The 11975-nt window shown below is 50.6% G+C and carries 8 protein-coding genes, 2 pseudogenes and 1 riboswitch; of the genes and pseudogenes, 8 read left to right on the forward strand and 2 right to left on the reverse strand.

Translation table 11 applies throughout. The features are described 5' to 3' along the window. Positions 1-434: pseudogene (locus tag NM10_RS13360) on the reverse strand (IS701 family transposase); the annotation flags it as partial. 241 nt (positions 435-675) lie between these two features. Here NM10_RS13360 and NM10_RS09535 point away from each other — a divergent pair. From NM10_RS09535 to NM10_RS09560, 6 genes are all read left to right on the forward strand, one after another. Then, positions 676-2727 (forward strand): zinc-ribbon domain-containing protein, encoded by a 2052-nt coding sequence (locus NM10_RS09535; protein ID WP_020311367.1) that lies wholly within the window; start codon positions 676-678, stop codon positions 2725-2727. Next, positions 2717-4060 carry a hypothetical protein gene (locus NM10_RS09540; protein WP_020311368.1) on the forward strand — a complete coding sequence of 448 codons (1344 nt, stop codon included), beginning with the start codon at positions 2717-2719 and terminating at the stop codon, positions 4058-4060. The genes NM10_RS09535 and NM10_RS09540 overlap by 11 nt, the downstream gene beginning before the upstream one ends. 33 nt (positions 4061-4093) lie before the next feature. Further along, on the forward strand, positions 4094-5008 hold the full coding sequence (locus NM10_RS09545; RefSeq protein ID WP_020311369.1) for a polyphosphate kinase 2 family protein: 915 nt from the start codon (positions 4094-4096) through the stop codon (positions 5006-5008). Positions 5009-5110: 102 nt separating this feature from the next. Then, the gene (locus NM10_RS09550) at positions 5111-5623 is read left to right on the forward strand and encodes a ferritin (protein WP_020311370.1); all 513 of its coding nucleotides are present in this window, start codon (positions 5111-5113) and stop codon (positions 5621-5623) included. A gap of 10 nt (positions 5624-5633) precedes the next feature. Then, positions 5634-5813, forward strand: a riboswitch (cobalamin riboswitch). Between the two features lie 157 nt (positions 5814-5970). Continuing rightward, positions 5971-6972, forward strand: a complete 1002-nt coding sequence (locus NM10_RS09555) for a sirohydrochlorin cobaltochelatase (protein WP_020311371.1) — start codon at positions 5971-5973, stop codon at positions 6970-6972. Positions 6973-7100: 128 nt separating this feature from the next. Next, a complete protein-coding gene (locus NM10_RS09560; RefSeq protein WP_020311372.1) occupies positions 7101-8684 on the forward strand; it encodes an acyl CoA:acetate/3-ketoacid CoA transferase in 1584 nt (527 codons plus the stop codon). 294 nt (positions 8685-8978) lie between these two features. Here the strand turns inward: NM10_RS09560 and NM10_RS09565 are convergent, their stop codons facing one another. Beyond that, positions 8979-10439 (reverse strand): hypothetical protein, encoded by a 1461-nt coding sequence (locus tag NM10_RS09565; protein ID WP_020311373.1) that lies wholly within the window; start codon positions 10437-10439, stop codon positions 8979-8981. A 401-nt stretch (positions 10440-10840) separates the two neighbouring features. Here NM10_RS09565 and NM10_RS09570 point away from each other — a divergent pair. Together NM10_RS09570 and NM10_RS09575 are read left to right on the forward strand one after the other, a co-directional pair. After that, a pseudogene (locus NM10_RS09570) lies at positions 10841-11540 on the forward strand (enoyl-CoA hydratase-related protein). Positions 11541-11663: 123 nt separating this feature from the next. Continuing rightward, complete coding sequence (locus NM10_RS09575) at positions 11664-11975, forward strand: acyl-CoA dehydrogenase family protein (RefSeq protein WP_020311374.1); 312 nt, start codon at positions 11664-11666, stop codon at positions 11973-11975.

Here is an 11975-nt window from a genome sequence, read left to right on the forward strand (position 1 = left end):
TCAGTGACGAAGCAATGAYCATKTACGTAAGGCTTGCCTGTATGGCAGGCATGGTCATGCAACAGAGAAACAGCATCGAACTTCTTGCCGAATTTCGGTACCGTCGTATCATCGACACTGAGAAAGACCGGTTCATTCTGTAAGGCCGCCGGAATCAGGCTGCAAGCCAATTCCGCTGTTTGCAGGCGGAGAGAACGGCTCGTCACCGTTTCGTTCTGAAGCGCCCGGTAATAACTATTTAAGCAGCGATGCGTCACCTGGGACAAGAAATTCCGATGAAGAAAGCGAAGAGACGGGAAGGCCTGCAAGGCTACCTGAGCGATGACCAACCAGGTCAGTAGGAATCGCGTTGGCCGTGTCGCCGTAGAAAAATATGTAGAAAAGAAACGAAACAGGCTACCAATAATCGAATTTTCGAGGTATAATGAAATCATCGCGTAACTCCTTTGGAATGATGTTTTTGAGCAGATTCATTATACTTCAAAGTGTGGTTACGCGATATTTATTTGTTCAAAAAGTTGTAAACTGCTGATTTAAAAGCCTTAACTAAAAACTACAAACTGAAAACTTAATACTCGAAAAGGGGCTTGTCGCACATGCGACAAGTCCTTTTCCTTTTTGCCAAATAGGTGTAACATAAAATTATAATTACCTTATCTTTATGGAGGTGTTTCTATGGATTCTTTAGGCTATTTTGGCAAGTGGTTCCCGACGGAGCATAAGAAGTACACGGCTATTATCGCCATGATGTATGTTGGCGTCGTGACGACGGTCCTGGGCGTTTTATTTGAAATTGCCCTGCGGGGACTGGCTATGATCGGCTTGTTCGGTGGTCCTGCTGGGGTACGGCGGACCATGGATGTCCTGACCTTTTTCAGCGGCCTCAATACGCTGGTCACGCTGGCTCTTCTGGTCATCATGATTTACCTGCTCTATAAGACGCGGGCTCTGGCTTATCTGCTCAAAATGTTCCTGGGCTATTTTGTCGTAGACCTATTGTTGATCTTGATTGCGGAAATTTTCAATGGGACTGTGGCTGCGATTCTCTGTATCTTAGGTATCATCGCTACTATTTATGTGAATCGCAAGCGCTGGCACTATATCAGTCAATACCGCCGTTATATTTACTACGTCATCCTCAGCTGGCTGGTCAGCGCCCTTTGTACGGCTGCCGTCGTCGGCCATATCGTCTATAGTATGACCCAGCTGATGTTCGGCATGACCCGCGGCGGCTATGGGACCTTTATCGGCTATGCCGTCCTCCTGGTCCTGGTCTGGATGATTCCTGTTTTCTGCCAGCATTACATCTATCGCCGGGAAGAACGGCTGGGGACTTCCTTCTATCAGGCCTTTCGCCTCATGTGTACCGTTCCCATGACAGCCCTGTTCTTCATCTTCGGCATTTCTTCCCTGGCGTCGATTGGCACATTGAGCGGTGAAAACATGTTTACATCATTTAACTTTGACGATACAGGCGACAACCAAGCCAATCATCAAAACGATGAAAATGCAATGTCAACGCAAAATGTAAACGGAGTAAATGAAAAATACTGCCCTCATTGCGGCCGTCCCGTAGCGGCTGATGCGGCCTTTTGCAGTCATTGCGGCAAACCCGTCCATACGTGCCCGCAATGTCACCAGCCCGTCGACCCGTCGGCAAAATTCTGCCCGTCCTGCGGGGCCCCGCTGCAGGTTCTGCAAGCCCAATACGGTCATCTGACCAATCGGACAGCCGTACAGCAGGAGGAAAAGGTAGTGCAGCCTGAAAGCCGGCCGGCAGTACATCCTGTAGTTATGCCGCAGCGGGAGAAAAAAGAAGTTCCTTTAAAAGCGCAGCTCCAGGAGCATCGCAATCTCTTCATCGCCCTGGCCTGCGTCCTCGTCGTGGCCATTGCCGGCGGCATCTGGTACGCCCATGAACAGAAAGCCCTACCGGCCCAGGGGAGTACCGTATCGTCGCAGCTTGTCAAGACGGCTGATTCGGAACTCTCTTTAAACGGCGTTTACCTGGACCAAAGCTGGGATGAAGCTAAAGACGGCCTGGGCCGGGAACTCAGCACGTCGGATAGTAAAGACGGTGCCGTTCATCATAAGTTTACCGATATGGATGTCGTCGTCAAAGACGATAAAGTCATCATGCTGACATCCTCCTCGCCGGCAGCTCAGAGCAAGCGGGGCATCCATCAGGGCAGCTCTTTGGATGACGTCGTCAATGCCTATGGTGACGATTACCAGGCCTCGGAATACGGTGCCCAGATTCATTATGAATATACCTTTAAGACCGATGACGGGAAACAGGGAATCCTGCGCTTTGCCGTCAGCAAGAACAGCCAGACCGTCGAATATATCAGCGTCCGCCTGGCCGATGAAAAGACAGATGGCGCGAAGCAGGCTTTCCTGGCTTACCATAAGGCCATTTCCAATCACGACCTGCAAGATGCCTTCCAGATGCTGACTGGGGAATTCCAGAATTCTGTCGGCGGCTATGATGGTTACGCGCCGGGCTACGCCAACACCTTGTCCAGCGACGTTTCCAATCTCCGCAAAATCGCTTCCGGAAGCGATAAGACGACCTTTTCCTTCACCTTGAAAGCGCGGGACCGTATCCCAGGCAGTGCCAAGGTCAAAGTCCAGTATTTCAACGGTCAGGTGACGATGGTAAAAGACGGGAACACCTGGAAAATCAGTGATATGAGTGCAAAGAAGACGGGAGAACATGTGGAATAAATGGTATGTCCGACATAAACGAAAACTGAAACGCATGGGGGCGATTACCTTGATCGCCGCCGCCGTTCTTTACGGACTCTGTTTCTACATGAGCTACAAAGCGGCGGATATCTTCAACCAAGTCGTCGCAGAACGCCAGCTCTTTCCCGGTACGGTCACGGTGGAACGCCTGACGGCGACGCCAGGCGGAACCGTGTCCTTTGAGGGCCTGGTATGGCACGATGAAGATGGGGATACGCTGGTCCAGATACCGGAAGGCCAGTTTACGGTCAAACTGAGCGATGTCCTGACCGGTCATATCGGTACGCAGACTGTCGAAGACGTGACTTTGAATAATGCCTATATTCATTTGATCTTTAATGATAAAATGGAGTTACAGCATATCAAGAAGGCCAGTGACCATCACAGCAGCGGCCCGAAGGATTTGGTCAAGGTCACAGGGCCTAAGAGCAACCGCCCCTTTAACTGCCACGTCGCCCTGCATCAGAGCGTCATCGAAGCTGAAGCGCCAGGCCGTTATTTCAAGATCGGCGATGTCGAGTTCTCTTCGGCCATCCATACTAAAGGCAAGACGAAAATCGACTTGCGGGCCGGTCACTTTTCCGGCATGATCGATGCCAAGTCCCTGCGCATCCGCGGCAGCCTGGATTTCAAAGAAGAAACACCGCAGTATAACCTGTCGCTCTTGCTGAGCGACTGCAATCCCCGTTCTCTCGGGGCCGGCCTGGATATCGACGACCCGGCGACAGTTTCGGCCGACATCCGCGGCCCTTTATATGCCCCGGTCATCGACGGCACTTTGAAGATGGACCGTCTGGATATTACGGCCCTGGTCTTTACGGATGTCGTAGGACAGGTCCATTATGAACAGGGCCTGCTCGATATAAACGAAGTCACGGCCGGCGTCTTCGGCGGCTCCATGAAAGGTCATGGACAGGTAAACCTGGACGATAAATCGTATACGGCGGACATGACCGGCTCCCAGCTCAAAGGCGGCATTGCGGCCCATGACCTCTTCCTGCGCTGCAACGTCGACTTGAATCTGCACATGGAAGAAAATAAAACGACCGGCACCAAGGCGATTTACGGTGATTTCCAGTCCGGCCCGGGACGCTATCACCAGCTGCCCTTCCGGGGCATTTCCGGCTCTTTCGCTCAGGATGGCAAGATCTTGAACTTCCGGGACGTCGTCATTTCCATGTTCTTTGGTGACGTATCGACGGACGCTTTTTCCATTGTCAATGGCAAAGTCAAGATAGGGTCCATCAACATCAACTATAAAAACGGGAAGCGGAGCCGCTGGGGAAAAGGCGGCCCACAGCCAGTCTTGTGAGAAGCACTATAGATAGAGAAAGGAGTTTTTACTATGGATATTTCCCGATATTTAGCGGAAGAAGGCAAAAAAATCGATTTGACCCAGTGGTCGACGACCTGCGATGTGGACATCGACAAGAAGAAGGTCAAAGGCGAACTGCTTGACCAGACGATTTCCGAAATGCAGGATTTACAGGAAAAGCTCTGTGCCGACAATCACTACGGCCTGATCATCGTCCTGCAGGCCATGGATGCGGCCGGGAAAGACGGTACGGTCAAACACGTCTTTGCCCACCTCAATCCGGCTGGCGTCAAAGTGCACAGCTTCAAGAAACCGAGCTCGGAAGAACTGGATCACGACTATATGTGGCGCATCAATAAAGCCCTGCCCGGCCGGGGTGAAATCGGCATCTTCAACCGCTCGCACTATGAAGAAGTCGTCGTCGCCCGCATCCACAACCTCATCAAAAGCGACGGTATGCCGGAAAAACTGGTACGCAAGGATATCTGGGAAACGCGCTACCGCCAGATATGCGACTGGGAACGGTACTTGTCGGAAAATGGCTTCCCTATGGTCAAGATCTTCCTCCATTTATCGAAAGATGAACAGAAGAAACGCCTCATCGACCGCATCCTGACTCAGCAGAAGAATTGGAAGTTCGACATGTCTGACATCGAGGAACGGCAATATTGGAACCGCTATCAGAAAGTCTACGGCGAAGTCTTATCGGCCACGTCGACGAAGTACGCTCCCTGGTACATCGTCCCGGCTGATGACAAGTGGTATACGCGCTATGTCGTCGCCCAGATCGTCCTCAAGGAACTCAAGGCCATTAACCCGAAATTCCCGAAATTGTCACCGGAAGTCGAAAAACAGCTGGCCCGGTTCCGCCAGCTCCTGAAAGAAGTCGATATCAAGGACTTGAAGAGCATCAAGAATGCCATTGATGAGCAAAAAGTCAAATAAGAAGTGTTCCTGATAGGGTCAAATGTGATATAATAAGGACGGTTCAAGAAAACCGATGAAGTTCTGTACACGTTTTGAGACATATCTCAAGGAGGTACCGTTATGCTCGATGCAAAAGTAAAAGAATTAATCAATACCCAGATCAATCAGGAATTCTATTCGGAATATTTGTATTTAGCTTTTGCCAACTATTTCTATGACAATGGCCTCGACGGCTTTGCCAACTGGTATGATGTCCAGGCCCAGGAAGAACGGGATCACGCGATGCTCATGCGGACATATCTGCATAACAACGGCGAACGCGTTACCTTCTCGGCCATCGCCGAACCGCAGAACGACTTTGACAGCATCAAAGCGGTCCTCAAAGCTGGCTTGGCTCATGAACAGTATGTCACGTCGCTGATCAACAAGATTTATCAGGCTGCCGATAAAGTCCACGATTACCGGACCATGCAGTGCTTCGACTGGTTCGTCAAGGAACAGGGCGAAGAAGAAAAGAATGCCGACGATTTGATCAAGAAATACAAGATGTTCGGCAGCGATGCCAAAGGCCTCTATGCCCTGAATCAGGAATTACTGGCCCGTACGTATGTCGCCCCGACGTTAGTCCTGTAAGGATTCATACAATTCCATAGTGCAATCAGGTGCGTAAGCTCAATAGAGAAGTCCGGTGCAAAACCGGCGCGGTCCCGCCGCTGTAAGGAGGAGCCAGGCTGCAATGATGTCACTGTACGTCCGCGTATGGGAAGGCGCAGCCATGGCCATGAATCCGAGCCAGAAGAACTGCCTGATTAGGATCACCGGTTGACCTGCGAGCGATGGGGATGGCGATTTTTACGGCGAGCCGCTTTTTATGAGCTGCTGGCCGTGAAGGACTCGTATGTAAGGGACTGTCGCATGAAGGCTTATGCCATCATGTGACAGCCTCTTTTTTTATATTTTTTATCAAAGGAGAGATGATTATGTTCCACAAAAAATTAAAGACCGCGCTGATTTTATCTTTGGCCCTGACGTCGTTTGGTGCTTTTTCGGCGCCCTCTTTTGCTGCCGGCTATACGCTGAACCCGGAAGTCAAGGACGCTACGCCGGCTTTGAAAAAGGCCGCGGAAATCGGGGTCCGCACGTACAACAACCCGGACATGCAGAACGAAGCCAATAAAGACGCCATCCTGGTATTGAGCTTCGGCACGACCTATAAGGACAGCCGCCAGAAGACCATCGACCAGACTGTATCGGCTATCAAGGCGGCCCATCCGGATCAGAAAGTCGTCGTCGCCTTCACGTCGCATATCATCGTCGACCGCATCAAGGCTAAAGAAGGCGTGACCGTACCGACGCCGGAACAGGCCATGGCCCAGCTGAAAAAAGAAGGCTATACGCGCGTGGCCATTACCTCCCTGGACATCATCCCGGGTATGGAATATGCTTATGATACGGCTATTTTCGACCTCTACAAACATGATTTCAAGAAATTGACCCTCGGCACGCCGCTCATGTATTGGATGGGACAGGAAGACCAGCGCGACGACATCGCTGAATTCGTCAAAGCCTTCTCGACACAGTTCCCGAAAATTGGCAAGAAAGACGCCATCCTGGTCATGGCCCATGGCACGCCGCATCCGGCCAATGCTTATTACTCCGTCGTCCAGAACCGCCTCGATGCAGCTGATCTGGGCAATGTCTACATCTACTCTGTCGAAGGCTGGCCCCATCTGGATACAGTCATTCCCCAGCTGAAAGCCAAGGGCATCAAGCACGTCATCCTCATGCCCATGATGATGGTCGCCGGCGACCATGCCAATAACGACATGGCCGGTGCCGATGCCGATTCCCATAAGAGTATCCTGGAAAAAGAAGGCTTCACGGTTACGACCTATATCCATGGCCTGGGAGAAAATGAAGCGGTCCGCCAGATGTTCGTCGAACGAGCTGATGAAGCCTGGAATGCCCTGGAAGCCCAGTAATTTGACTTCATGGAATTTTTTCCTACCAATTTAGTCCATCCTTTTCGTCTATCATTCCATATGCTTCCTTTGTATAATGAATTCACGAAATGCATATAACAAACGTGAAGAAATAGGAGATGGAAGACATGAAACAAGTGAAAATAATTACAGCTCAAGAAGCAGCTCAGCTCGTCAAAGACGGTGACGTCGTCACGACCAATGGTTTCGTCGGTTCCGGACAGCCGGAAGCGCTGACCAGCGCCCTGGAAGAACGCTTCCTCAATACGGGTTCGCCGAGAGATTTGACGCTCATCTATGCCGCTTCCCAGGGGAATACGGATGGCCGCGGCGGCGACCACTTCGCCCACGAAGGGATGTTGAAAAAAGCCATCCTCGGCCACTGGAACGCCGTTACGGCCCTGCAGAAATTAGTCAATGAAAATAAGATCCAGGCCTACAACCTGCCCCAGGGCACGCTGTCCCAGTATTTCCGTGACGTCGCAGCTCATCGCTTAGGCACGATTACCCACGTCGGTCTCGATACCTTTGCGGACCCCCGCATCAGCGGCGGCCGTCTCAATGACGTCACCAAGGAAGACTTCGTCAAAGTCATCAACATCGAAGGCCATGACCAGCTCTTCTATCCGCGTATGGATATGAATATCGGCTTCATCCGCGGGACTTATGCCGATGAATGGGGCAACGTCGTCCTGACCAAGGAAGTATCGCCTTTCGATGCCACGCCGCTGGCACAGGCCGTCCATAACAGCGGCGGTATCGTCGTCGTCCAGGTTGAAAAAATCGTCAAAGGCGGCACGCTCGACCCGAAACTGGTCAAAGTACCGGGCATCTACGTCGACTACGTCGTTCAGGTCGATGACGAAACGAAACGGCAGCAGTCCTTCGACTGCGAATATGACCCGTCCCTGACGGGCGAAACGACGATTCCCGTCAAAGCCCTGGATCCGGCTCCGCTCAATGCCAAGAAAGTCATTGCCCGCCGGGCAGCCCTGTTGCTTCTCAATATGAGCAGTGAAGCCGTCATCAACCTGGGCATCGGTATTCCGGAACTCGTCTCGTCCGTAGCCAACGAAGAAGGCATCGGCGACAGCTTGACCATGACTGTCGAAGCCGGGGCCATCGGCGGCGTACCTCTCGGCGGCGTCCGCTTCGGGGCTTCTGTCAATGCCGAAGCCTACATGGACCAGGCTACACAGTTCGACTTCTACGATGGCGGCGGCCTGGACCTGACCTGCCTGGGCCTGGCCGAATGCGATAAAGAAGGCAATATCAACGTATCCAAATTCGGTACGCGCATTGCCGGCTGCGGCGGCTTCGTCAACATCACCCAGAATACGAAGAACGTCGTCTTCTGCGGGACCTTTACGACAGGGAAACTCCGCGAAGAAATCAAAGACGGTGAACTGCACATCCTGCAGGAAGGGAAAGTCAAGAAATTCGTTCCCGAAGTCGGTCACATCACCTTCAGCGGCAACTATGCCCGTAAACATAAACAGCATGTCCTCTACATCACAGAACGTGCCGTATTCGAAATGAAAGAAGACGGTGTCCACCTGACCGAAATCGCCCCGGGCATCGACCTCCAGAAAGACGTCCTCGACCAGATGGGCTTCACGCCGATCATCGACGAAGTCAAAGTCATGCCGGCCTTCCTCTTTGAAGATAAACCCATGGGTTTGAAAAAGATGAAAGAAGAAATGAACAAATAATAGTTTGTAGTACAGAGTTTGTAGTTTGCAGAAAAGCTCCCCTGATAGGGGAGCAGGCCGCCGAAGGCGGCCTGAGAGGTTTTGACACAGCCGCGGACTACGCTGTGAGTTGCGGACTGTAAAAAAAGGGCTTGTCGCATTTGCGACAAGCTTCTTTTTTTGATTGTAGGGGCTCGCACGTGGCGAGCCCGTCAGGTATATGTTATGATGCCTGTAGCCGATTTGCATGGGCGGGCGCCCCACGTGGGCGCCCCTACAGAAAAAGAGGCTGTCTTAATGCGACAGCCTCTTTTTTTACTTCGACAAGGACAAGGTCCTTTCGATGAGCGGTTTATACGTTTCGTATTTTTTCTTTAAGGCTTCTAAATCATACTGGCGGTATGACGGCTGATTCTTCATGTTCTGGAAGGCATTGAGCAGGATGGAGTGGAGACGGTTGCTGCTGATGACGTAGAACGAATCGGCGTCGTTGTGGATATTCCGCTTGTTCTTTTTCAGGAAGCCTGTCTTGTAGTTGGAATAGAAGGACAAGTCCTTGCCCGTGTACATGCCGTCGCTGACGGTCGGCAAGAGGACGCCAGTCGTTAAGTTGGGATTCTTTTCCAGGCCTTCAAAGATACTCTTGATATGCGCTTTCCGTTCTTCCGCAGTCAAGCGGTATTCGATGTCGGTCAGGTAGATGTAGCCCGATTCGACGTAGCGCAGGAGCGATGTCGTCGGCATGATGAAGGTGATTTCCGAAGCATTGAGGATTTCTTCCCACGTGACGCAGAGGCGCTGGATGGCAAAGGCCTGTTCCGGCGATACGGTTTCGCTGATGTGGTCGAAGACTTCGTGAGGAAGGAGGAATTCAAAGCCGATGGTCAAGTAGAAGAAGAATTTCGTTGTCGCATAGAAGGCCGTGCGATAGCCGAGTTCTTCCAGTCCCAGAGAGCTGACCGTCGACATGAGCGGTTTCTTTTCAGCTCCGTTGAAACTGAATTTTTCATAAATATCACCGACTAAGGATTCGTCGAAAATATAGGTACACATCTTGAAGCGGGGCTGTGTGTCCAGGGCATATTGAACGACGAACGCGCCCTTGAGGATGATGAGGTTGGCATTGGACGTATCCTGGATGTCATAAAAGACGAAATCGATATCCAAAAAGTTATCTAGCGTACGATAGACCGTGATTAAATCATCGAAGTTGCTTTCAATTTTATCTAAGTCCAGGCCGACGCGGATGGTCAGTCTGTGCTGTAATTCGAGGCCTTCGAAATATTTCCAGAACCCTGTTTTGTATAAAGTACAAAATTCACCGAGGACCAGGAGCTCACCATCACTTTCGAGGCTTTGAATGCCCTTTTGCAGCAAGTCCGACAAGAAAGCCGACGTATCGTGATGACCGGTGACGACCTGGATGGACGGGCGGTTTTCTTTGCCCTTGGGAACCCGGTTCTGGTTCAGCGTCGTCCGGTAGGCGGCGCAGAGGTACTGGCCGATTTCAAAGCCCAGGTCATCCGTATTTTCGGAAATGGGGAAGGTTTTAAAGAACTTGGCCTCTTTCTTCTGCTTAGTGATCAGTTCGGCAAAGTATTGGCCCATTTCTTCGTTGATCCGTTCGACATAACGGGAAGACGGTAATTTCGTACCGTTGCTCCATTTATTGACGTAGGACACATCGTAACCGACGACATCGGCCAGGGAAATGAACTTGGCCTGTGTGAAGGTAATGAGCCGTTTTAACGTTGAAGCATATCCATCTGAAATCACGTTGTAACCTCCTTCAATACGAAATTGTCATATTTTTTATATAGAACATATATGGCTTTTAATATATATGAAATACATTCATTCTCTGTATAAATTTAATTCAATTGAGCATGTACATTTTATCACATACCTTAGTGAATCACAATGATTTTGACAAAAAAATTCACATGGACTTAATTCTATGCAAAAAAGGTCAAGCCTTTCCTGTTTTGTTCCAACTTGGTCATTTGTATACTGTAGTCACAAGGTTGGTTCAAGGCAAGGCCAATCAATAAGACATAGTTGATAATTTTTATAACTATATTAGGAGGTTTTTCATTATGGCTTACAACAATATTAAATTCGTCAACGAAGATGGTATCGGTATTTTAACGATCAGCCGCCCGAAGGCTCTCAACGCATTGAACACGGAAACAGTTACGGAACTGAATGACTGCGTTGGCAAAATCGAAGCTGACGAATCGGTAAAAGTTGTCATCATCACTGGTGAAGGTGCTAAATCCTTCGTCGCCGGTGCCGACATCGTTGAAATGTCCACTAAGAACCCTGTCGAAGGCCGTAAATTCGGTAAGATTTCCCAGGATACTTTCACACGCATCGAAACCTGCCCAGCCGGTCATTGCAGCTGTTAACGGCTACGCTCTCGGCGGCGGCTGCGAACTCGCCTGCGCTTGCGACTTCCGTTATGCTGCTGAAAACGCTAAATTCGGTCAGCCTGAAGTTGGCCTCGGCATCACACCGGGCTTCGGCGGCACTCAGCGTCTCCCCCGTGTCGTAGGCCGTGGCTATGGCAAAGAAATGATTTTCCGCGCTAACATGATCGACGCTCAGGAAGCTCATCGCATCGGCTTGGTCAACAAAGTCGTTCCTCAGGAAGAATTGATGGATACCTGCAAAAAGGTAGCGAAAGAAATCATGGGCAACGCTCCTATCGCTGTACAGCTCGCTAAGACGGCTATCAACCGCGGCATCAACTGCGACGTCGTCACCGGTATCGCTTACGAAGACGAAGTATTCGCCCTCTGCTTCTCCACGGCAGACCAGAAGGAAGGCATGGACGCATTCGTCAACAAACGCGCTAAACACTTCCAGGGCAAATAATAGAGCAAGACTTCATTGTTAGAAGGAGGGGCTTCGCATGGCAGCTGAACACTTCATGCGACAGTCCCTTTCCTATAAACCTTTAGTATGGAATAAGAATTATTTTTAGGAGGAATATTTACTATGGATTTCAAACTCAGCGAAATGCAGCAGGATATTGCTAAACTGGCTAAAGATTTTGCAGAAAAAGAATTGGCACCGACTGTCAAAGAACGTGACGAAAAGGAAGTCTTTGACCGCGCTATCCTCGACAAAATGGGTACCCTCGGCCTTCTCGGCATCCCCTGGGAAGAAGAAAACGGCGGCGTAGGCGCTGACTTCCTCAGCCTGGCTGTCGCTTGCGAAGAAGTCGCTAAAGTTGACCCGTCCATCGCACTCAGCTTCGAAGTACACACCATGCTCTGCTCCTGGCCAATCTGGAAATTCGGTACCTGA

Origin of the sequence: Megasphaera sp. NM10 (genome assembly GCF_000417505.1) — a bacterium.
Classification (GTDB): domain Bacteria; phylum Bacillota; class Negativicutes; order Veillonellales; family Megasphaeraceae; genus Megasphaera; species Megasphaera intestinihominis.

Excerpts from the sequence above, each read along its gene's own strand:
- NM10_RS09575 (WP_020311374.1), top strand. The coding sequence starts at position 11,664 with ATGGATTTCAAACTCAGCGAAATGCAGCAGGATATTGCTAAACTGGCT.
- NM10_RS09545 (WP_020311369.1), top strand. The coding sequence starts at position 4,094 with ATGGATATTTCCCGATATTTAGCGGAAGAAGGCAAAAAAATCGATTTG.
- NM10_RS09550 (WP_020311370.1), top strand. The coding sequence starts at position 5,111 with ATGCTCGATGCAAAAGTAAAAGAATTAATCAATACCCAGATCAATCAG.
- NM10_RS09555 (WP_020311371.1), top strand. The coding sequence starts at position 5,971 with ATGTTCCACAAAAAATTAAAGACCGCGCTGATTTTATCTTTGGCCCTG.
- NM10_RS09540 (WP_020311368.1), top strand. The coding sequence starts at position 2,717 with ATGTGGAATAAATGGTATGTCCGACATAAACGAAAACTGAAACGCATG.
- NM10_RS09560 (WP_020311372.1), top strand. The coding sequence starts at position 7,101 with ATGAAACAAGTGAAAATAATTACAGCTCAAGAAGCAGCTCAGCTCGTC.
- NM10_RS09535 (WP_020311367.1), top strand. The coding sequence starts at position 676 with ATGGATTCTTTAGGCTATTTTGGCAAGTGGTTCCCGACGGAGCATAAG.